We start from the raw sequence: 20,081 nt of genomic DNA, 5'->3' as shown, positions 1-20,081 counted from the left end.
ATAGTGAAAAACGAGTGTTCAAGGCATTACAGGTATGGAGCCTGTGGGTTTCCCGTCCTGCCAGAGCAGTGGAGTGATGTCTTGCGCCACGACAAGGTCGTCGACGTGACCGATGATTATTTCGTGGGTTCCATGGCTCATGCGTTGGGCAACGGTGCAGAAAAGAGAAGCCTGGGCACTGGGCAGATACGGTAGGCCGTTGGAGTGTTGCCAGTCGGCTGTCTCGAACCGGGCAGGGCCGGTGACTGCGCCACCAAAAACCTTCACCAAGTCCTCTTGGCCAACCCGAAGCAAGTTCACCGAAAACCTTCCATGACCAATCAGAGGCCTGTACATGCTTGCCCCGTGATTAATGCAGACAAGGATGGAGGAAGGGTCTGTACACACCGACGTTACGGCGGTTGCAGCCATCCCAAAAGGTGCACCCTCATGTTCAGTCGCAATAAGAGTGACCGTGGAGGTCAGGCGACGCATCGCTTTCTTGAACTCTTGAGTGACTGAACCCTTGTCTGTGAAGCAGTGCGGTTTCAACGGCGCGCTCAAGACCCTGGCGCTGGCGGATAGCTCATGCGAAAGGCTCATTGGGCTAACTCCGCTTCTACCTTCTGAGCAGCACCCAACCAAGGCTGGTCGTAGCGGTAGGTCTTGCGAGCCTCCTCTAATGAGGCCCCCGCGGTTATCGCTCCGATAATCTGGCGTTCGGTGTGTTCTACGGCACGCGCACGGCGAATAACTTCGGCCGCTATATGCTGCGCAATGACAAGGCAGCCGCTGCCATCACAGACCAGCAGGTCTCCAGGATTGACGGTGACGCCACCGATCTCAAGCGAGACCTGCACCGCTTTGAGCTGAGTCCGGTTTTTTGCGGACTGCATGAACCGTCCGCGGCTGAACAGGGGATACCCCAGCTTGACGACGGTATCGATGTCCCTGGCCACTCCATCAATTACAGTGCCTTTTATGCCTCTGGCCACGGCGAAGTGCGTCATGATATCGCCCCATACCGTGCAGTCTTGGCGCCCCGCATTGGAGCTGACGATCACGGCTCCAGGCGGGACCTGATCAATATAATTGGCCGCATTTTTGAACCCATGAGAATCTCCGACCGGCTCATACTGCACGGTAAAAGCAATGCCCACGCAGCGACTACCAGGAACTTGGGTGGTGATGCCCAGAAGGCCGCCAGAAACGCCAAGGCTGTCCAGGGCATCGGACAGTGACGCGGTATCCAATTGTTCGCATTCGTCCAGCAATGCTTGAGAGAGTTGGACCGATTCAAAGAGCTTGGGCATGTGTTGCTCCCTGGGGTGAGGTTGAAACGCAAGGTTGTGCCCAGTTCAGCGCGGCCATGGAAACGCATTCTCCAATAATGGCTTCGCCAACCTGCGCGGTGGAGTGCGAACCCCCCATGTCATAGGTGCGCACGCTTGAACGCGCCACCCGGCTGACCGCCGCCGTCACGTATTGTGCTTCCTGCGGATAACCCAGATGCTCGAGCATCAGAGCGATGGTCATGAACATCGCGCTGGGATTGGCTTTGTTGAGCCCTGCATGGGCCGGAGCGCTGCCGTGAACCGGCTCGAAATATGCGCCCAGCTTTCCGAAGTTCCCACTCGGGGCGAAACCCAGGCCACCCATGACGCCTGCGCCGAGATCAGAAAGGATATCGCCGAACATATTCTCAGCCACTACAACGGAGAAACGCTCCGGGCGTTGCACCATCCAAAGCGCTACTGCGTCCACGTTCTCGATTACGCCTTCAATGCCGGGGTATCGCTGGGCGACACTTTCAAATACACCTCGAGTGAAAGCGCTGCTGTGACGAAGTACCATGGGTTTGTCTACGAAGGTGACCCGGTCGAATCCATGCCGGGACGCATAGTCAAATGCGTATTCGAAGATGCGCTCAAGCCCGCTGCGCGTTTGTAGGCGCACGGAAATGGTCGCGTCCTCCTGCCCTTCACGACGCCATGGCGCGCCCAATGCTTCCCGCTCTTGCAGCAAGGGCAGGAATTGATCAGGTATCCGTCCATAATCCAGACCGGCGTACAGCCCTTCAGTGTTTTCCCGGATGACGACAAAACGGAATCGATTTTCGCCCGTGATGTCAGTGACCGGCCGCACGTTTGCGTAAAGATCCAGGTTTTGCCTTAGCTGGATCACCGGGCTTACATAGCGGCGGTTCTGCCCCTGAAGATGAGGGGGCAGCTCTGCTTCTGTTTCGGCAAGGGGTTTGCTAGTGATGGCGCCTAACAAGGTGGCGTCGCACTGATTGATCTTTTCCCAGGTTTCATCCGGAACGGTATTGCCCTCCCGCTTCCAGCATTCCCAACCGATGTCCCCGAACTCGAGATCGAACGGCAGGTTCAAGGCCTTAAGGACTGGCAGTGCGGCCTCCATGACTTCGATGCCAATACCGTCACCGGGAAGCACACAAATACGCTTGCGTGTCAGGTAGTCGCTCATCCAGCTATCTCCTGTGCGGTCATGGTGTCGCGACCGTAAACATTCGCGATGGCTCTGGGTGCAAGGCGTGCGACCTGATCCTGTTGATGCATGATTTCAAGAGCACGATACTCGGACGTCAGTTGAAAGCGCTCGACGGTTTCTCGCATGCGTTTTGTACTGTCGAACGGGAAGTTGTACGCCCCCATAATGATGTCCAGCAGAGGGCTTGGGATGTTGTTGAATGGGATAGACGCTGCGGTCAGGTTCGAAAGTTCAAGAACCTTGACGAGGTCAAATCCATGATTAGTGCCAATGCGCTCGAGATAGGCGACGAGCATGCTCAAGTGCAAGTTGCCGGCCCCTTTCCCCATCCCACAGATGGACGTGTCGATGTACTCGGCGCCCGATTCGATGGCAGCGGCTGCGTTAGCCAGAGCCATTGAAAGATTGTTATGGGCGTGGAAACCCAATGGCACTGCCAGTCGGTTGGAGAGGCGACTGATCAGTCGATCGACATCGCTTGGGAGCATGTGCCCATTAGAGTCTGCGAAACAGATGATGTCTGCACCAGCGCCCTCAGCGCGCACCGAGGTGTCAATGACGGCACTGAGCGTTTGTGCCGTCACATGGGTGACATTTGCACTAACGCTGAAACCGTAATCGCGAGCGAGTGAAAGAGTGGCAAGCCCTTCGGTCAACTGCTCTCGGCGTAAGCAGACTCGGATCATCGAGACGCCCTGCTCCTTGAGCATGGCGAAATCCTCGTTACCCACGTTTTTAGGGTGGACCATCACCGCCAGCTCGATTCGGCCACCGCCAGCCCGGCGAACGCGCTCGATAAATTCAGCATTTATATTGCTTGTCAGTCCATGCTCAACGTTGGGCGCGAACGACCCCCTGCAATAGCCAACTTCACATACATTAATCCCGGCCTCTGCCAAGCTTGATGTTATTACCAGGGCCTGTTCGTCCGTGAAGTTGAAATTATTGCGATATCCTCCGTCACGCAGCGTGACGTCCACAACTTTTACTTTCCCCATGATAATTTCTCCTGCGGTTGATGGCAGTTAAGAGGTGGGCACACATTTGACCGAAGGTAGTTAATCCCCCCCCTTTATTTTTTTTGTAGGGGGTGACCTTCGTTGGGTATATAGAGCCAGCCGAAACTCATTGCAGTTCGGTCTTGCAAACACCTGTTGAGGTGTTCGGTATTGATCCTCGTCAATACGTATAGTTTTGTAAACGTGCGTTAATCACCGGTGCCTGTGAATTTTTTCCCATACTGGATCAATGCCGACTGACACAGGGCGCTTGATCAGTTTGTTGCCTTTAATCATTGTCGTGGAAGCAGGCCTCAACGTAATTCATGGCGGCCTGGATGGAGGGGATCGCACGGAAGTCCTCGTGCACCCCTAGCCAGACGTCCACCATCAACGGGTCTGCAAGCTCAAGCCGGCAAAGCTGTGAGCTATGTTGCACTGCGAAGCTGGGCAGCAGCGCAATGCCCACGCCGGCCTCGGCTGCCCGGACCTGCAGCTCGACCGTTTTTGCTTTGAGGACGCATGGACGATCCCCGACAATTTTTTTTAGCCAGTCATTTTGAGGAAGTGTCATGGCTTCGGCTTCGTAGCCGATGAACTCATATTGCTCGGGAGAACGGTCTTGGAGATAGGTCTTGGCGCCATAGAATGAAAAGGAGGCCGAACCTATCCGGCGCGCGACAATTCCAATTTGGCGAGGCTTGGCGAAGCGAATGCACAGATGTGTCTGGCACTTGGACAGAGATGAATATTGGCTATCGCCTAGAAGACGCAAAACTATGTTCGGATGCGTTGACCGGAAACGTCCCAGGCTGGGTATCAGTTTCTCGGAGGTAACGGAAGGCGGGGCGCTGACCGTCACCTCGACAACTTGCTGGGTTTGCGCGGCCGCGACAGCCAGGCGTTCAATCGCCTCCGTTTGAGTCTCGATCTGTTTTCCCAGGTCTGCGAGTTTGCGCCCGACCGTTGTAAGTTCGTACAGGCGCTTTCTACGATCAACTAATTTTACGCTGAGTGATTTTTCTAGCGCCGCGATACGTCGAGACACGGTAGCATGCTCGACGCCCAAGACACGCGCCGCTCCACTCAAGGAGTTCACTTGGGAGAACGCCACGAAGTAACGAAGGTCTTCCCAGTTTAAATGTGCTGTTTGACAGGATATAGCTGGCTCTGCATTCGACGCGATTCTATTCCTGGATGCTATATTCATTTAATATTTCCTTATATCAATAGCAACGGTAAAAAATGTCGGGCACAACCGACGGCGTAGTAATTATCCAGTCAGGCTCAATGCTGGATAAGTCCTATTGGATCCAATGTGGAAACTGAATCGCATCGATGTTATGTGTTTGCGCAGGGTCTATGTGCGTCGAAAATGTCAGATCACAAAGGACAAAACTGTCCGATATTTTGGTGACTCGCGTTGTGTTTTTTTGGTAGGGAGAGGGCGATGCAATTGGCAGATGTGGAGCGGCGATAGGAGGTTATCGCGTCATCGGGGTGCGCTGAAGTGTAGTGCTTAATTTCCAAACCGCAGAAACCACAAAGCCCCGCATTGCGGGGCTTCGAGATATGGTGCCGGCACCAGGAGTCGAACCCGGGACCTACTGATTACAAGTCAGTTGCTCTACCAACTGAGCTATACCGGCGTGTTAGGGCGACGATTATAGCGATTGGAAAGGTTCTGTAAACCCCTGAATTCTGACTATTTTTGCAAAATCGGAAGTTTCTCTCGATTAGGGCGTTTTCCCTGTGTTTTCACAGGTTGAAAAGGACTTGCATAGTTCGGGTCCAGCTCCAGGTAGCAGACGAACGCCGATAGGTTCAAGCATCGCTTGGGCAGACCTCCCTCCTAACCTGATACTCGTTGCCGAACACGCCAAAACAGCGCGCATAAGGCGCCCGTTATGCGCGTGGCGCCAGATGCTTATGCACAATCGGTTGGTAATAGCTGTCACGAAACAGCCATTTTGTGCAGCAGTTCTCAACACGCTGCAACTGCCTGTTTTGTGTGCACTTTATTTTGTGAACAAAAAATGACCAGATTGGCTTTTGGTGTGAAGGGCCGGTATCTACGGCCTCTGTAAAGAATTCATCAACAGAGTTATCCACAGGTCGCGTGTAGGATTTTTTGCCCTTTATTGGCGCTCGGCCAGTACCATCAAGTTGCGAGGAGTCAACGACGGTTCGCAGAAGCTGCCTACCTCGACGTTGTAGCCCTGGTCCACCATAAACAGCGCCCGATCCAGCACCAACCACAGTTCCAATGGACGTCGAAACAAGCCTCTCACGAGTTCCAGGTTGCGCACCTCGGCCAGGCGCTGCCAGCCGTGGGCTTCCAGGGCCTGCCAGTCCTGTTCGCCTGTGGATAAGCCTTTGAGGCTTGCCAGTTCTTGGCAATAGTCGGCGAAGGGTTTATCTAGCCAACTGGCGGGCAGGGAGGGTGTTGGCAGGTAGTCGTCGCAGCCACGCAGTTGACGTTGCAGTTGGTCAAAGCCCAGGCGCCGGGCCATGGAGGTGTCTCGTTGTTGGCGTACGCGGTTGCCGGCGGTGACGGTTTCGCTCAGGGGCAGGCCGAGGTCGTCAATCGACAGTTGTAGCAGGGAGGCGCGCCCAGCGGCGGAGAGGGCCTGATAACTGTCGGCGGTGATGCGGTTGTAGCAGCAGGGCGCCAGGGCCAGTTGTTTGCAACCGACGGCGCTGGCCAGTTGCAGCAGGCGCACGTGCAGGTCGCCGCAGGCATGCAGGGCGACGGGGGTGTGTTCAGGCTGGATCGCTACATCCGCCATCACGTCTTGGAGGTGATGGGTTGCGGGCAGGCCGTGGCGATCACTCAAGGCTTGGCCGGAGGCGATCAGGGCGGGGTCGTATTCCAGGCAGGTCAGATGTTGGCCGGGTTGCAGCAGGCGGCGGCCTAGGTGGCCTTTGCCGGCGCACCAGTCCAGCCAGTGGGCAGGCGTTTGGGTAAAGGTCAGCGCGGCGCCGAAGGCTTCGATCTGTTGCCATTTGCGCCCGGGCACGTCGACATTCAGGCGATGGCGAGCGGGTTCAAGGGTGTGTGTGGGCAACTTATCCACAGTGCCGAGGCGCAGCGCGTGAGCGGCCAGCTGTGGAAAAGGGGCGGGCGCGGGCAGGTGGTGAGGTTGGTTGTGACTGGCTTCGGCCTCGGCCAGTGAACGCTGGCGCAGCCATTGGGATAACGCAGGGAGCTCGGTTTCCCAGGGCAACTGTAACTGGGTAAAGGGCCGTGGTCGCCACAGCCCTTGGTGTTCAGTCAGGAATGCATCCAGCTCCTGGAAGCGTGCCTCAACGTCCTTGGCACGCATCGACGCGCAGCCATTTTTCCAGCAGTTTGAAGCCGCGCACCAGCACGTAGGCCATCAGCAGGTAGAACAGCCCGGCGGCGAAGAAGATCTCGACCGGCAGGTAGGTGCGGGCAATGATGGTGCGCGCCATGCCGGTCAGTTCCAGCAGGGTCACGGTGCTGGCCAGGGCGCTGGCCTTGAGCATCAGGATCACTTCGTTGCTGTAGGCCGGCAGGCCGATGCGCGAGGCGCGGGGCAGGATGATGTAGAACAGCGTCTTGGGCTTGGACATGCCCAGGGCGCGCGCCGCTTCGATTTCGCCAGGCGGTATGGCCTGGATCGCGCCGCGCAGGATCTCGGCAATGTAGGCGGCGGTGTGCAGGGTCATGGTGGCGGTGGCGCACCAGAACGGGTCGCGCAGGTACGGCCACATGAAGCTGTTGCGCACGGCATCGAACTGCGCCAGGCCGTAATACACCAAAAACAACTGCACCAGCAACGGCGTGCCACGGAAGAAGAAAATGTAGCCATAGGGCAGGGCGCTCACGTACCAGCGGCGCGAAGAGCGGGCGATGCCCAGTGGGATCGCCAGCAGCAGGCCGGCGATCACGGCGATTGCCACCAGCTCCAGGGTCAGTGTGGCGCCCTGGGCCAACTTCGGCAGCCACTTGATGATCACGGCCCAGTTCAGGCCCAGGTCAAAGTGCGATAACCAACTGTAGTCGCCGCTCATTGGGTGCTCCTTGCAAAGCCGCGGGCGGCGCGTTTTTCCAGAAAGTGCATGCTGGTCATCGCCAGTACGGTCAGGCCCAGGTACATGAATGCGGCGACCATGAAGAAGGTGAACGGTTGCTTGGTCACGGTCACGCCGATCTGCGCGTGGCGCATGATTTCTTCCAGGCCGATCACCGACACCAGCGCGGTGTCTTTCATCAGGATCATGAACAGGTTGCCCAGGCCCGGTAGGGCGATGCGCCACATCTGCGGCATGATCAGCCGGGTGAAAATCCGAAACTTCGACAGCCCCAACGCCACACCGGCTTCGCGGTGGCCCTTGGGAATGGCGAGGATCGCGCCGCGGAACACTTCCGTTGCGTAGGCGCCGAAGCACAGGCCCAGGGCGATGACGCCGGCGGCAAAGGCACTCAGCGACAGGTCGGGGTTGCCGAAGAACTCACCGAGCGCACGCATCAGGTTGACGGTGCCGAAGTAAATCAGCAGCACCCACAGCAGCTCGGGAATACCGCGAACGATGGTCGAATACGCGCCGCCCAGCCATTGCAGTGGCTTGTACGGGGAAGTCTTGGCCAAGGCGCCGGCAAGGCCGAGCAGCAGCCCCAGGCACAGGGCCGTGAGCGCCAGTTTGACGGTCATCAGCGCGCCGGCGGCGAGGGCCGGGCCGAATCCGTAGAGATCGAAATTCATGGTGTTTTCATATCGCGGCAGGCATTGCTAAAAGCCAGCGCGCTCACCAGGAGCGCGCTGGGCAGGCCGTTCAGATCATTCGATGCTGAACGGGAAGTACTTGTCGTTGATCTTCTTGTAGGTGCCGTCTGCCTTGATCTCTGCCAGGGCTTTGTTCAGGCGCTCGCGCAGCGGGTCGCCCTTGCGTACGGCGATACCGATCTTGTCGCTTTCTACAACAGGTTCACCTTTGAATTCATATTTGGAGCCGGCTTCGCTTTTGAGCCACTCATACTGCACGTACTTATCCGCCAGGATGCCATCGACACGGCCGGAGGTCAGGTCGAGGTAGGCGTTTTCCTGGGTGTCGTACAGGGTGATCTTGACGTTGTAGTCGTCTTCCATATTGCGGTCGTCCAGCCAGGTACCGGCCAGGGTTGCGCGTTGGGCACCGATGGTCTTGCCGCCGAGATAAGCTTTATCGGTCTTGAAGTCGGTGGTCTTGGGCGCAATGAACTGCAGCTTGTTGGAGTAGTACGGGTCGGTGAAGTCCACTGCCTGCTTGCGTTCGTCGGTGATCGACAGCGAGGACACCAGGAAGTCGAACTTCTTGGCGTTCAGGGCCGGGATGATGCCGTCCCAGTCGGACACATACACTTCGCACTTCTCGACTTTCATCTTGGCGCACAGGGCGTCGCCGATGTCTTTGTCGAAGCCGACAACGTTGCCGCTGGCGTCTTTATTGTTGAATGGCGGGTAGGCCGCTTCGATCCCCATCTTCAAGGTTTCTGCCATGGCTGTGGCGCTGAACGCCATCGAGACGGCCGCGGCCAGAAGGAATTTTTTATAGTTCTGCATGCATGTTGCTCCGTTAGCGGTTGCTGGACATGAATTGTTTGCAGCGCGCCGAAAGCGGGTTTTCAAATACCTGCTGTGGCGATCCTTGCTCCTCGACCAGGCCCTGGTGCAAAAACACCACTTCGCTGGATACCTGACGGGCGAAGCCCATTTCGTGGGTGACCAGCAGCATGGTGCGGCCTTCTTCGGCCAGTGCGCGGATCACATTAAGTACTTCCTGGACCATTTCCGGGTCAAGCGCAGAAGTCGGCTCGTCGAACAGAATGACCTTAGGCTGCATCGCCAGGGTACGCGCAATCGCCGCGCGTTGTTGTTGGCCGCCAGAGAGCTGGGCAGGGTAGGCGTGGCGCTTGTCGGCGATCCCGACCTTGGCCAGCAGGGCCTCGGCCACTTCTATGGCTTCGGCCTTGCTCTGGCCGAGCACGCGGCGAGGGGCCTCGATGATGTTGTCGAGGATGGTCATGTGCGGCCATAGGTTAAAGTTTTGAAACACAAACCCGATTTCGCTGCGCAGGCGGTTGATCTGCTTGCCGTCGGCTGCCATCAGTTCGCCGTTTTTCGCGGCCTTGAGCTTGAGTTCTTCGCCGGCCACCAGGATCTGGCCCTGATGCGGGTTTTCCAGCAGGTTGATGCAGCGCAGGAAGGTGGACTTGCCGGAACCGGAGGAACCCAGGATCGAGATCACATCGCCGTCGCGAGCGGTCAGCGAGATACCTTTGAGTACCTCAAGCTCACCATAGCGTTTATGCAAGTTGCGGATTTCAAGCGCGGGCGTGGCCTGGGCCATGTGCGGTCCTCATTGTGTTCGTTGCGATCTTCGCTGTTGGGCCGCCTTCCTGGCGAGGCGCCAAGCTAGCATAGCGTTTGGACGACAGCCAACAGCGCTGCGGACGGTTAACCGGTGGCCTGCGGCAGGGTGTCGCATCGGCGCAGCAGTGTGTCGCGCCATCAACAACCTACAGACGTTTGACCCGGAAAGATCCACAGGCTTCGCGTAAAAAAGGGCGCGATGGTGCCAGCTTTGGCCGGGTGTTGGAAGGGTTAACCCGGCAAACGGTCCATGTCAGCCCGCTTATGGGGCGTCACGTACTTTTTGTGTGTGTTTTTGGTGCGTCGGTGCGCCGTGAATGTGAGTCGCACGGTAACGCTATAGCGGAATGCCATTGTTCTCAATGACTTGCGATGGGTGGCGAATTGTCCTACAGCCCCCGTCAACTGTGGCTCTGAAATATTTTGGCGCAAATCTTGCGTAAAAAATAAAGAACGCCCTGTTGGATTCTTTTCACGAGAAAGGCTGCAAGCCGGGCGAACCGTTTTCGCAATTCCTCGCAAAGGTGTGTCAATGAGTAGTACGCAAAGCTCCAATGACCTCGAACAGGGGCTCAAACCGCGTCACGTCACCATGCTGTCGATTGCCGGTGTCATCGGCGCCGGTTTGTTTGTCGGCTCCGGCCATGCGATCGCTGCTGCCGGCCCGGCTGTACTGTTGGCCTATGCAGCCGCCGGCACGCTGGTGGTCTTGGTGATGCGCATGCTGGCCGAGATGGCCGTTGCGTCACCGGATACCGGTTCGTTCTCTACCTATGCCGACCGGGCCATCGGCCACTGGGCCGGTTTCACCATCGGCTGGCTGTACTGGTGGTTCTGGGTGCTGGTGATTCCGCTGGAAGCCAACGCGGCGGCGACCATCCTGCACGCCTGGTTCCCCGACGTGGCGATCTGGGTGTTCACCCTGGTGATTACCTTGTTGCTCACCGCAACCAACCTGTTCAGCGTGAAAAACTACGGTGAATTCGAGTTCTGGTTCGCGTTGATCAAAGTCGTGGCCATCGTCGGCTTTGTGATCCTCGGCCTGGCCGCGATCTTCGGCTTCTTGCCTACCAGCCAGGTCAGCGGTGTTTCGCACCTGTTCGATACCCAAGGGTTCATGCCCAACGGCATGGGCGCGGTATTGGCAGCGATCCTGACCACTATGTTCTCGTTCATGGGCACCGAGATTGTCACCATCGCCGCCGCCGAATCGAAGAACCCAGGCCAGCAAATCACCAAGGCCACCAATTCGGTGATCTGGCGGATTGGTTTGTTCTACCTGTTGTCGATCTTCATCGTGGTGTCCCTGGTGCCTTGGAACGATCCGACCCTGGCGGCCGTAGGTTCCTACCAGACTGTGCTGGAACGCATGGGCATTCCGAACGCCAAGCTGATTGTCGACCTGGTGGTGCTGGTTGCCGTAACCAGTTGCCTCAACTCGGCGCTGTACACCGCGTCGCGCATGCTGTTCTCCCTGGGCCGTCGCGGTGACGCACCGGCCGTGGCCAAGCGTACCAACAAGAGCGGCACGCCTTACTGGGCGGTGTTGCTGTCTACCGGTGCTGCGTTCCTGGCGGTATTCGCTAACTACGTCGCCCCGGCGGCGGTGTTCGAATTCCTGCTGGCCAGCTCTGGCGCCATCGCGTTGTTGGTGTACCTGGTGATTGCCGTGTCGCAGCTGCGCATGCGCCAGAAGCGTACGGCGGCGGGCGAGAAGATCGTCTTCAAGATGTGGCTGTTCCCAGGCCTGACGTACGCGGTAATGGTGTTTATCGTCGGTACGTTGACCATCATGCTGTTCCAGGAAGCGCACCGGGTCGAGATCATCGCCACCGGGGTTCTGAGCTTGCTGGTGGTCTTGGCGGGGTTGGTGGTGGCGAGCCGTCGCAAGGCCCAAAGAGTGGGGGCTGCGGCGCTTAACTGATACGCCGCTATTCAAACTGTGGGAGCGGGCTTGCTCGCGAATGCATTCTGACAGTCATTCAATTATTGACTGGTCTAGCGCATTCGCGAGCAAGCCCGCTCCCACATTTTTGTTTGGTGTTAGTCGGGGGCGTTGGCCAGCGCCTGGGACGCCGCCACGTAATCGGCTTGGAACTGCGGCGACTCAATCCACGCCAGCGCGGCGGCTTCGTCATCGCTGTCCGTCGCCCACTGCCGATACTCGATCAGCGCCGCCAGGATAAAGTCGGTCGCTTCCTCTTCGCCTTCCTGCTCCAGCACCAACGCCAGCAACGGGTGGGCCAGGAACACCGCACACAGGGCCTGCTGGCTGATCTCGCCGGCGGTACGCATTTCGACGAACAGTTCAGTCAAATCCACCGACTCAAGGTCGATGCGGCTGTCGTCGCCCGCGAAAGCATCCGGTTTGTGCGCCACGGCGCGCTGGGTGCGGTTTTGCTTGGCCTTGGCTTTTGCCCGATGGGCGCGTTTTTGCTGCTTGTTTGGCGAGGCCATGGGCTCGACGTCCTTGGGGTTTGGGTCTAGAGGGTGTATTGAAGCGCAGGTTGGGGCAAATCCCAAGGGTTTCTCGGGCGGCACCGATTGCTGTAATGCTCGACCTTCTCTGCGCGAGTACTTAGGCTGACAGTCTATTGACCCACCAGAGCCCGCCCATGACCCGCGACACCCTGGAACAGCATCAGGTCCCGATCTACTTCGTTGCCGTCTTTTTGGCCGTCACGTTTGGCCTGCTCTGGCCCTTGTCGGCGCAGGGCCTCAGCCTTTGGGTGACACCTGCCATCGCCGTGCTGATGTATGCGATGTTTTTGCAAATTCCCTTTCTTGAGCTGCGCCAAGCCGTGGGCAATAAGCGTTTCATGGCGGCCTTGCTGTTGGCCAATTTCATCCTGGTGCCCTTGCTGGTTTGGGGGTTGACCCGTGGCCTGGTGGAGCGCCCGGCGTTGCTGGTGGGCGCTCTGCTGGTGTTGCTGACGCCCTGTATCGACTATGTGGTGGTGTTTACCCATATCGGCAAGGGCGATTCGCGGTCGATGCTGGCGGCAACACCGCTGCTGCTGTTGCTGCAACTGCTGTTGTTGCCGGTCTACCTGGGGCTGATGTTGGGCGAGCAATCCAGCGGGGTGGTGGCGGCGGGGCCGTTTGTCGAAGCGTTCGTGGGGCTGATTGTGGTGCCGATACTTCTGGCGGTTGTGACCAGCGCTTTCGCGCGGCGGTCGAGCGCCATTAGCCTTTGGAACAGCGCCTGGGCCTGGTTGCCGGTGCCAGCGATGGCCTTGGTGTTGTTTGTAGTGCTGGCTTCGCACATCACGGCAGTGGTGCGGGATATCAATGTGTTACTGCCAGTCATTCCGGTCTACGTGGCCTTTGTGTTGCTGGCGCCGTTGATGGGCATTGTGGCTGCGCGGCTTTTCGCACTGCCAGCGTTGACGGCGCGGGCGGTGGCCTTCAGTGCGTCGACCCGTAACTCGCTGGTGGTTTTGCCATTGGCGCTGGCCCTGCCGGAGGATGTGCGCGGCTTGGCCGCAACGGTGGTGATCCTGCAGACCCTGATCGAACTGGTTGCCGAATTGCTCTACGTTCGCCTGATCCCGGCAGTGGTGTGGCCCACCAGCCGGTAACTGCGTGAATGTTCAGGTCTGTTCAGGCGCCATTCAGGGGCGCGGTCGGCACCATACGCCAGCGCTTCCCACCTGACAGGTCACCCGATGGATCACCGCAACCGTTTTCGCCTGGCGTCACTGGGTCTTTTCCTGGTCGCTCTCTTGTTATTCACAGTGGGCATCTGGGATCAGCAGCCCCAGGGCTTTGACGGGCGTTGGGCGCTGTTCATGCAGGAAATGTATCGCCATGGCGCGAGTCTTTTCCCCACTACCTACGGCCAGCCCTATGCGGATTACCCCGGCACCGCGACCTTCTTCAGTTATCTATTCGCCCGCTTGTTTGACGCGCCGAACCACTTGGCGAATGTGCTGCCCACGGCGCTCGCGTCGGCGGGGGTGATCGCGCTGATGTACCGCCTGCTGGCGCCCTACAGCCGTGCCTGGGCGCTGCTGACGGTGTTACTGACTCTGCTCACCGCCCAGTTGCTCGAAAAGTCGCGCTCGGTGTGCCTGGATCAGATGGTTGCATTGTTATGCGTGGGCAGTTTCTACCTGCTGCACACCGGCGAGCGCCTCGGGTCGCGGCTGAGGCAACTGGCGGTGTTCCCGCTGTTCATCCTGGGTTTCGCCATACGTGGGCCGCTGGGGTTGATTGAAGTCTGCGCGGTGGTGTGTGTGTATTGGGCGTTGGGCAAGCCGGGGGAGCGTGTCCGGCAGGTGCTGAGCCACGGCGTTGTCGGCCTGGTGCTGCTCGCAGCGTGCTGGTGGCTTCTGATGAAGCTTGCGCGGTTCAGTGGTGGCGCTGCGTTTGCCGATGAGGTCTTCAGGATGCAAGTCGGTGGGCGTCTGGATGAGTCGGGTGAGCCGTTTTACTTTTACTTCCAGCTGAGCTTGTACCGCTACTTCCCGGTGGTACCCCTGGCATTTGCGAGCCTGTTTGCGTTGCGCCATCGCTGGCCCGAGCGTTGGGCCAATGAGCACCTGCAATTGCTGGTGCGCTTGGGGGGCTGCGGCTTAATAATTCTGCTCGGCCTGTCGGTACCGCATTTCAAGCGCGCTTATTACATCCTGCCGATGGTGCCGATGTTTGCGGCTGCCGCTGCCTATGGGCTGCTTCACGCGCAAGGCTGGCTGGTGGGCGTGCGCCGTTGCTATGAATGGCTGGTCGCGGCGCTGCCGACGTTGTGCGTGGTGGTGTTGTTTGTGTGCCGACACGCCTGGCACAAGCAGGGCTACTGGCCGCAGATTTCCTTGCCGTTGTTGATCGGCGCGTTGGTGGTGCTGCAAGCCGCAGCGTTGATTGCCTGGCAGCGAGCATGGCGGTTGGTGTGGCTCAGTCTGATCGCCCTGGCGGCGCAATGGCTGTTGCTGGTGACGGTGATAGAACCGGCCAAGGACCTGCAATTCGACACCCGGCGGTTTGTCAGCCAGGTGGAGGCGTTGCGCGAGGCTCAGCCGGGCCCTTTGGTGTTTGTCGACCTGGCGCGGGACACCTGGGCTGTGCGCTACATGATGAACCTGGATCACGATGAACAGCCGCTGTTTGTCGGGCGTCACGAGCTTGAGAAGCTGGCGGCGCTGCCCCGGCCTTCCTGGGTGATTGTGTCGCGCAAGGAGACTGCGCTGTTGAAGGGGTCGCCGGTGGAGCACCTGGCACCGAGCTATCAAGGGCGTTTGAATGACAACCCGTTGATGGTGTTTTTGCTCAAGTAAGGAGGCCCTTGAGCCAAGGGCCTGCCGAGCAGCTGATTACTTGCAACGGAAGCTTTCAGGCATCGTGACCGTGTAATTGCGCTGCACACGGTCCTGGAAATTCAGGTTCTGCAAACCCTGCTGTACCAGAAAGGCTTCGACCTTGGCGGCTTGGCAATCGTCGTTATAGGACGACGCCCGTAGCAGGTAGACCGCGCGCCTGCTCGCTTCATCGCGAGCGGTGACCCGGAAGGTGGTAAGCGTGGTGTAGCCGGTGCGCTCCGAAGTTCCTACCGGGCCGTAGGAGGTGTTTGGGGTGCTAGTGCAGGTCAGTTGGTCGGTCTTTTTCTTGTTCTTCTTGCATTGGGTGGTGGTGCTGTTTGCCACTTGCCCGTATTCGGTAGCGGTGTAGCGATAAGTCACCTGCTTGCTATCGACATCCAGGGTGACGGTCATTTTGATCGGCGCGTGGTTCTTGGGCAGCGTGGTATCGGTAAAAACATTGCCAAAGCCCTGGTCCTGCATGGCGCGGACCATGTCGCGCAGGTAGTAGCGGGCATTGAGCGAGTTTTCATCGCTGCCGCCCGTGGAGGTCACCAACACGGTTGCCTGTCGGTCAAATTGATAATCGGGATCAGGCGTCGCGTTGATTGCTACGTCCAACTGCGTGGCACACCCACTGAGCAGGGCGGTCAGTATGAATAGGGTGCAAAGCAAGAAGCGGGTCATGAAAAAACCTTACAACTGAGAATTGGGTAAAGGCTGAACGATTGAACCCAGAGAAAAATAACCAGCACGGAGGATAAAAGCCTGATGGCTTTCCTCTGCCAATCGCAGGCACTAGGCCACTAAGGATACAGGGCAGCGGTCCTGGTCGTCATGGCGCCCGTGGTTATTCCGCCTTCTGGGGGGCTGGCAACCATCCACCACCGTCTTCGAATTTCTCGATCAGGAAGTCCACAAAGACCCGCAACTTGGGCACGGCAAACTTGCTCGGCAAGAAAATCGCATGAATGCTGTCGCCGAACGTACCCTCTGCAATGTACTTGGGCAAAATCACGCTAAGGCTGCCCTTGCGCAAATCGTCGGCGATGGAGAACGTGGGCAGCAAGCCTATGCCCACACCTTCCATCACGGCCTGCCTCACCGACTCACTGCTGTTGACACAGAAACGCCCTGATACGCGCACTTCGGTCACTTCGCCGTCGCGAAGAAAACGCCAGGATGCTTCCCGCGCCAGGCCATTGATCAAGCAGTTATGTGCGGCCAAATCACCGAGAGTGGCGATGGGGGAGTGGCTGCTTAAATAACCGGGTGTTGCACATAACACGTAATCGAGTTTGGCCAAGCGTCGCGCTATAAAACTGTCCACGGGCGTACTGGTCAGGCGTATCGCAATATCGAACCCCTCTTCGACAATATCCACATAGCGGTCGCTCAAGGAGAGCGTGACGCTGATATCGGGGTAGGCGTTGAGGAATTGCCCAACCAGGTTGCTCAAGTGGAGATTGCCAAAGGCAACCGATGTGGTGACCCGCAGGTGGCCCCGGGGCGCTGATTGCAAGCTCTCGACCGAGTTGAGTAAGGCGCCGGTTTCCTCGGTAATCCGAACACCGTGCTGATAGGCAAGTTCTCCCGCTTCTGTGAGCGCCAGGCTTCGCGTGGTGCGGTTTAACAACTTGGCCCCGAGCGTTTCCTCAAGCCTGCGCATTTGTTTGCTGACGGTTGAGGTGGTCGAACCGAAGAAACGGGCCGCTTTGGAGAAACTTTTCAGTTCGACAACTTTAACGAAAACAAAGACATCCGAAATATTATCTGAGAAAGATTCCATTGTTTCTCCAGAGGACACAGGCTTGTTCTTTTTGGCCGTATTGTGCGCAGCGGGTGGGTTAAATACTTTGAATTCTCTAGCGGTTAAACCTTGGAGGATTCATGAAAGCCCTGACCAGAAGTTTCAATATTGCCCTGCCCGCCACTCTACTGCCTTTGCTCTTCATCGTCATGTGGAGTTCCGGTTATGTCGTTGGCAAAGTGGCACTCCCCTTTGTGGGGCCCTACACCCTGATCTTCATTCGCTTTGCCAGTGCCGCGCTGATCCTGCTGGGCGTGGCGCTTGCGACTAAAGCCCCGTGGCCGAAAACCCGCGCTCAGTTCGGCCATCTGGTGGTGGTGGGCATCTTGATCCAGGCGCTTCAGTTTGCTGGCCTGTACATGGGGCTGGATCTGGGCGTGTCGGCTGCTGTGGCCGCGCTGATTGTTGGCACGATGCCGGTGTTTACCGCGTTGGGCGCCACTCGGTTTCTTAACGAAAAAGTCAGTCGTGTCGAGTGGCTCGGCTTGGTGGGCGGATTGTTCGGTGTCGCCCTGGTGGTCTATGAACAGCTTGGTGTAAGTGCAACGGCGAGCCTGACAGGTTACTTGTGCGTAGTGCTGGCACTGGTTGGCATCACGGCCGGCAGCCTGTATCAGAAGAAATACTGCACCGGCATGGACTTACGCACGGGTGGTTTTATCCAGTTGGCCACGGCCTCTTTCGTGATGTTCTTTCTCGCCGACCACTTTGAAAATCTAGCGGTTCAGTGGACCCCAACAATGATCTTCGCGTCCGGTTGGTTGTCACTGGTCAACTCTATTGGCGCTATCAGCATCCTCTACATCCTCATGCGCAAAGGTGAGGCGAGCAAAGTAGCAGGCCTGTTCCATCTTATTCCCGCAGTAACAGCCTTAATGGGCTTTGTATTCCTCGGTGAATCGTTCAGTGCAATTAACGCTGTAGGTTTTGCGATTACCGCACTGGCTGTTTATGCGTGCACCCATGTCAAGAAGTGAGCTCAACGTTTAACCACCCCTATCTAACGCCTCTTTATCCAGCGAACAAGGAAGTATCATGCATACCGGACAAATCCTTAAAGATGTACTCAACGCAGTACGCAGCAAAGAAGCCTTGCCGTGGGTGCCCTATACCGCCAATGGCCGAACCAAGACCGATATCGTGCATTTGTACCAAGGCCCGGAAGTGGATGGGCCATCAGCGGCCCTGGTACGTTATCAGCCGGGTGCCCGTACCCAGCGCCACCTTCATCCTGGCTACGAACTGATTTTCGTGCTCGATGGCGTGCTGCATAACGATGCCGGTGCACACCCAGCAGGCACGCTTGAAGTCTGCCCGCCTGACAGTGAGCATGCGCTGTGGAGCGATGAAGGCTGCACCTTCCTGGTAGTGTGGGAAAAGCCCGTGCAGACCGTTTCCCTGCCGCAGGCGCAGGCATGATGGGCGCCCTCAATAGCGGCTTCAACGTCCAGGCTCCCCCGGCGACGCTCGCAGCGGCCTCGTTCGGCAGTGATTATGTGATGGAGCCTAAGCGCGTCATTACCGCCAGCCAGGCGGCGGCCCTGGTACCCGATAATTGCACGATCACCACTGGGGGGTTCGGCAGTTGTGGGCACCCAGACTTGCTCACCGAAGCACTGGCGGCGCGTTTTGCCGCTACCGCACAGCCATCGGACCTGACCCTGGTTTTTGCGGCCGGCCAGGGTGACAAGGCCAGCCGTGGGCTTAATCAACTGGCTGTCAAAGGCCTGCTGAAAAAGGTGATCGGAGGCTACTGGGCGCTTGCACCGTCGATAGGCCAGATGGCACTGCGTGGTGAAATCCAAGCGCACAACTGGCCTCAGGGCGTGATAAGCCACCTGTTCCGCTCAATCGCCGGGGGCAAAAGTGGGGTGCTCTCAGGGATTGGCTTGCACACCTTTATCGACCCCAGGCAGGAGGGGGGCAAAGTCGGCCCGGCTACGACTGAAGAGCTGATCTCAGTGGTAAACGTTGGGGGGCGTGAAGAACTTTTCTATCCGTCGATGCCCATCAATGTCGCCTTTTTGCGCGGAAGCCGAGCAGATGTCGACGGCAATATCAGCATGGAGGACGAAGCCAACTTTCAGGACAGCCTCGCCCAGGCGCAGGCCGTTCACAATTGCGGCGGTATCGTCATCGTGCAAGTGATGGAATTGGTCGACCGTAACTCGCTCGATCCTCAGGCGATCCGTATTCCGGGGATCTTTGTTGATTATCTGGTTTTATCCACACCAGACACACATTGGCAAACCTACGGTGAGGTCAGAAACAACACCTATACCGGGCGGTCGCGCTCCGATACCGCAGTCACGCCGTTACCCCTGTGCGCCAAAAAAATCGTCGCGCGCCGAGCCTTGTATGAAATAGCCCGGTACAACGCGCCGATCGTTAACCTGGGTATTGGCACCCCAGAGTTCATTGCAAGGGTGGCGAGCGAGGAGCGCTGCTCCGCCCATGTGCTTACTGTCGAGTCAGGGGTTATCGGTGGGACGCCTGCGCGCGGGCTGTCATTCGGCGCTTCGAGCAACCCTCAAGCGATCCTCGATCAAGCCAGCCAGTTCGACTTCTATGACGGTGGCGGTATCGATCTGGCCTTCCTCGGGTTTGGTCAGGCCGACAGCGGTGGCAACGTCAACATCAGTCGATTCGGCGGGCGGCTCAACGGCGTCGGTGGTTTTATCAACATTTCGCAAAGCGCCAAGCGCGTAGTGTTTTGTGGAACCTTCACGGCCGGTGGTCTGGAGCTGGGGTTTGAATCCGGGCAGTTAAGCATTGAGCGTGAAGGGGATATCACCAAGTTTATCCAGGCCGTTGAGCACATGAGCTTCAATGCCGCACATGCCCAATCGCGCAACTGCCCGATTCTGTTCATCACCGAACGGGCTGTGCTCGTATTGAAGGACGGCCGCTTGATACTCAAGGAAGTTGCGCCGGGTATCGACATCGAGCGCGATATTCTGGCTCGCAGTACGGCCGATATCATCGTGGCTGACCACGTGGAGTTGATGCCCGCGTCGATTTTTCTCCATCAGCCGCTCTCTGTCACGGACAAGTACTGGCGTTCGCGTGACTAACTCATCATTTCATTGATGGCTCTTCATTCTTCGCA

19 protein-coding genes and 1 tRNA gene are annotated in these 20,081 nt (G+C 58.0%); 6 read left to right on the top strand and 14 right to left on the bottom strand.

Annotated elements, in window-relative coordinates:
• Nucleotides 1-18 precede the first annotated feature (18 nt).
• From MF6394_RS09370 to MF6394_RS09320, 11 genes are all read right to left on the bottom strand, one after another.
• Nucleotides 19-582, bottom strand: a complete 564-nt coding sequence (locus MF6394_RS09370) for a flavin reductase family protein (RefSeq protein WP_003187740.1) — start codon at nucleotides 580-582, stop codon at nucleotides 19-21.
• Complete coding sequence (locus MF6394_RS09365) at nucleotides 579-1,292, bottom strand: RraA family protein (RefSeq protein WP_003187741.1); 714 nt, start codon at nucleotides 1,290-1,292, stop codon at nucleotides 579-581. Before MF6394_RS09365 ends, MF6394_RS09370 begins: the two co-directional genes overlap by 4 nt.
• Nucleotides 1,276-2,466, bottom strand: coding sequence for an isocitrate/isopropylmalate dehydrogenase family protein (locus MF6394_RS09360; protein WP_044270587.1), 1,191 nt, complete (start codon nucleotides 2,464-2,466; stop codon nucleotides 1,276-1,278). Before MF6394_RS09360 ends, MF6394_RS09365 begins: the two co-directional genes overlap by 17 nt.
• Entirely contained in the window at nucleotides 2,463-3,488 is a 1,026-nt protein-coding gene (locus tag MF6394_RS09355; protein ID WP_044270588.1) for a nucleoid-structuring protein H-NS, read from the bottom strand. Before MF6394_RS09355 ends, MF6394_RS09360 begins: the two co-directional genes overlap by 4 nt.
• Before the next feature lie 289 nt (nucleotides 3,489-3,777).
• On the bottom strand, nucleotides 3,778-4,698 hold the full coding sequence (locus MF6394_RS09350; protein WP_102047764.1) for a LysR family transcriptional regulator: 921 nt from the start codon (nucleotides 4,696-4,698) through the stop codon (nucleotides 3,778-3,780).
• Between the two features lie 363 nt (nucleotides 4,699-5,061).
• Nucleotides 5,062-5,137, bottom strand: a tRNA-Thr gene (locus MF6394_RS09345).
• Between the two features lie 489 nt (nucleotides 5,138-5,626).
• Nucleotides 5,627-6,814, bottom strand: a complete 1,188-nt coding sequence (locus tag MF6394_RS09340; RefSeq protein WP_078466551.1) for a methyltransferase — start codon at nucleotides 6,812-6,814, stop codon at nucleotides 5,627-5,629.
• Nucleotides 6,795-7,484, bottom strand: coding sequence for an ABC transporter permease (locus MF6394_RS09335; RefSeq protein ID WP_032803763.1), 690 nt, complete (start codon nucleotides 7,482-7,484; stop codon nucleotides 6,795-6,797). The genes MF6394_RS09340 and MF6394_RS09335 overlap by 20 nt, the downstream gene beginning before the upstream one ends.
• A 38-nt stretch (nucleotides 7,485-7,522) precedes the next feature.
• The gene (locus MF6394_RS09330; RefSeq protein ID WP_044270592.1) at nucleotides 7,523-8,218 is read right to left on the bottom strand and encodes an ABC transporter permease; all 696 of its coding nucleotides are present in this window, start codon (nucleotides 8,216-8,218) and stop codon (nucleotides 7,523-7,525) included.
• A gap of 75 nt (nucleotides 8,219-8,293) precedes the next feature.
• A complete protein-coding gene (locus MF6394_RS09325; RefSeq protein WP_047712361.1) occupies nucleotides 8,294-9,055 on the bottom strand; it encodes a transporter substrate-binding domain-containing protein in 762 nt (253 codons plus the stop codon).
• Nucleotides 9,056-9,068: 13 nt separating this feature from the next.
• Nucleotides 9,069-9,842 (bottom strand): ABC transporter ATP-binding protein, encoded by a 774-nt coding sequence (locus MF6394_RS09320; RefSeq protein ID WP_044270596.1) that lies wholly within the window; start codon nucleotides 9,840-9,842, stop codon nucleotides 9,069-9,071.
• Between the two features lie 555 nt (nucleotides 9,843-10,397).
• Here MF6394_RS09320 and gabP point away from each other — a divergent pair.
• Complete coding sequence (gabP, locus tag MF6394_RS09315; RefSeq protein WP_003187762.1) at nucleotides 10,398-11,789, top strand: GABA permease; 1,392 nt, start codon at nucleotides 10,398-10,400, stop codon at nucleotides 11,787-11,789.
• Nucleotides 11,790-11,908: 119 nt separating this feature from the next.
• Here the strand turns inward: gabP and MF6394_RS09310 are convergent, their stop codons facing one another.
• A complete protein-coding gene (locus MF6394_RS09310; protein WP_014716505.1) occupies nucleotides 11,909-12,322 on the bottom strand; it encodes a hypothetical protein in 414 nt (137 codons plus the stop codon).
• 158 nt (nucleotides 12,323-12,480) lie between these two features.
• On the opposite strand from MF6394_RS09310, the gene MF6394_RS09305 reads away from it, so the two are divergent.
• Both MF6394_RS09305 and MF6394_RS09300 read left to right on the top strand, forming a co-directional pair.
• On the top strand, nucleotides 12,481-13,446 hold the full coding sequence (locus MF6394_RS09305) for a bile acid:sodium symporter (RefSeq protein WP_078466550.1): 966 nt from the start codon (nucleotides 12,481-12,483) through the stop codon (nucleotides 13,444-13,446).
• Nucleotides 13,447-13,533: 87 nt separating this feature from the next.
• The gene (locus MF6394_RS09300) at nucleotides 13,534-15,141 is read left to right on the top strand and encodes a glycosyltransferase family 39 protein (RefSeq protein ID WP_078466549.1); all 1,608 of its coding nucleotides are present in this window, start codon (nucleotides 13,534-13,536) and stop codon (nucleotides 15,139-15,141) included.
• Nucleotides 15,142-15,177: 36 nt separating this feature from the next.
• Here MF6394_RS09300 and MF6394_RS09295 read toward each other — a convergent pair whose 3' ends face one another.
• Both MF6394_RS09295 and MF6394_RS09290 read right to left on the bottom strand, forming a co-directional pair.
• The gene (locus tag MF6394_RS09295) at nucleotides 15,178-15,849 is read right to left on the bottom strand and encodes a hypothetical protein (RefSeq protein ID WP_044270606.1); all 672 of its coding nucleotides are present in this window, start codon (nucleotides 15,847-15,849) and stop codon (nucleotides 15,178-15,180) included.
• A gap of 163 nt (nucleotides 15,850-16,012) precedes the next feature.
• On the bottom strand, nucleotides 16,013-16,951 hold the full coding sequence (locus tag MF6394_RS09290) for a LysR family transcriptional regulator (protein WP_044270607.1): 939 nt from the start codon (nucleotides 16,949-16,951) through the stop codon (nucleotides 16,013-16,015).
• Between the two features lie 101 nt (nucleotides 16,952-17,052).
• Here MF6394_RS09290 and MF6394_RS09285 point away from each other — a divergent pair, with 101 nt between their 5' ends.
• The 3 genes from MF6394_RS09285 to MF6394_RS09275 are packed head-to-tail and all read left to right on the top strand — an operon-like array spanning nucleotide 17,053 to nucleotide 20,046.
• Nucleotides 17,053-17,949 carry a DMT family transporter gene (locus MF6394_RS09285; protein WP_044270608.1) on the top strand — a complete coding sequence of 299 codons (897 nt, stop codon included), beginning with the start codon at nucleotides 17,053-17,055 and terminating at the stop codon, nucleotides 17,947-17,949.
• A gap of 58 nt (nucleotides 17,950-18,007) precedes the next feature.
• Entirely contained in the window at nucleotides 18,008-18,391 is a 384-nt protein-coding gene (locus tag MF6394_RS09280; RefSeq protein ID WP_078466548.1) for a cupin domain-containing protein, read from the top strand.
• A complete protein-coding gene (locus MF6394_RS09275; RefSeq protein ID WP_078466547.1) occupies nucleotides 18,388-20,046 on the top strand; it encodes an acyl CoA:acetate/3-ketoacid CoA transferase in 1,659 nt (552 codons plus the stop codon). The genes MF6394_RS09280 and MF6394_RS09275 overlap by 4 nt, the downstream gene beginning before the upstream one ends.
• The last annotated feature ends 35 nt before the right edge of the window (nucleotides 20,047-20,081 follow it).

Origin of the sequence: Pseudomonas sp. MF6394, from assembly GCF_002018845.1 — a bacterium.
GTDB classification, from domain to species: domain Bacteria; phylum Pseudomonadota; class Gammaproteobacteria; order Pseudomonadales; family Pseudomonadaceae; genus Aquipseudomonas; species Aquipseudomonas lactis.
Note: the sequence above shows the minus strand (reverse complement) of the source record. Positions and strands in the feature narration are given on the sequence as shown.

Coding starts and splice junctions, on each gene's coding strand:
- MF6394_RS09370 (WP_003187740.1), bottom strand. CDS start 582: ATGAGCCTTTCGCATGAGCTATCCGCCAGCGCCAGGGTCTTGAGCGCG.
- MF6394_RS09365 (WP_003187741.1), bottom strand. CDS start 1,292: ATGCCCAAGCTCTTTGAATCGGTCCAACTCTCTCAAGCATTGCTGGAC.
- MF6394_RS09360 (WP_044270587.1), bottom strand. CDS start 2,466: ATGAGCGACTACCTGACACGCAAGCGTATTTGTGTGCTTCCCGGTGAC.
- MF6394_RS09355 (WP_044270588.1), bottom strand. CDS start 3,488: ATGGGGAAAGTAAAAGTTGTGGACGTCACGCTGCGTGACGGAGGATAT.
- MF6394_RS09350 (WP_102047764.1), bottom strand. CDS start 4,698: ATGAATATAGCATCCAGGAATAGAATCGCGTCGAATGCAGAGCCAGCT.
- MF6394_RS09340 (WP_078466551.1), bottom strand. CDS start 6,814: ATGCGTGCCAAGGACGTTGAGGCACGCTTCCAGGAGCTGGATGCATTC.
- MF6394_RS09330 (WP_044270592.1), bottom strand. CDS start 8,218: ATGAATTTCGATCTCTACGGATTCGGCCCGGCCCTCGCCGCCGGCGCG.
- MF6394_RS09325 (WP_047712361.1), bottom strand. CDS start 9,055: ATGCAGAACTATAAAAAATTCCTTCTGGCCGCGGCCGTCTCGATGGCG.
- MF6394_RS09320 (WP_044270596.1), bottom strand. CDS start 9,842: ATGGCCCAGGCCACGCCCGCGCTTGAAATCCGCAACTTGCATAAACGC.
- gabP (WP_003187762.1), top strand. CDS start 10,398: ATGAGTAGTACGCAAAGCTCCAATGACCTCGAACAGGGGCTCAAACCG.
- MF6394_RS09310 (WP_014716505.1), bottom strand. CDS start 12,322: ATGGCCTCGCCAAACAAGCAGCAAAAACGCGCCCATCGGGCAAAAGCC.
- MF6394_RS09305 (WP_078466550.1), top strand. CDS start 12,481: ATGACCCGCGACACCCTGGAACAGCATCAGGTCCCGATCTACTTCGTT.
- MF6394_RS09300 (WP_078466549.1), top strand. CDS start 13,534: ATGGATCACCGCAACCGTTTTCGCCTGGCGTCACTGGGTCTTTTCCTG.
- MF6394_RS09295 (WP_044270606.1), bottom strand. CDS start 15,849: ATGACCCGCTTCTTGCTTTGCACCCTATTCATACTGACCGCCCTGCTC.
- MF6394_RS09290 (WP_044270607.1), bottom strand. CDS start 16,951: ATGGAATCTTTCTCAGATAATATTTCGGATGTCTTTGTTTTCGTTAAA.
- MF6394_RS09285 (WP_044270608.1), top strand. CDS start 17,053: ATGAAAGCCCTGACCAGAAGTTTCAATATTGCCCTGCCCGCCACTCTA.
- MF6394_RS09280 (WP_078466548.1), top strand. CDS start 18,008: ATGCATACCGGACAAATCCTTAAAGATGTACTCAACGCAGTACGCAGC.
- MF6394_RS09275 (WP_078466547.1), top strand. CDS start 18,388: ATGATGGGCGCCCTCAATAGCGGCTTCAACGTCCAGGCTCCCCCGGCG.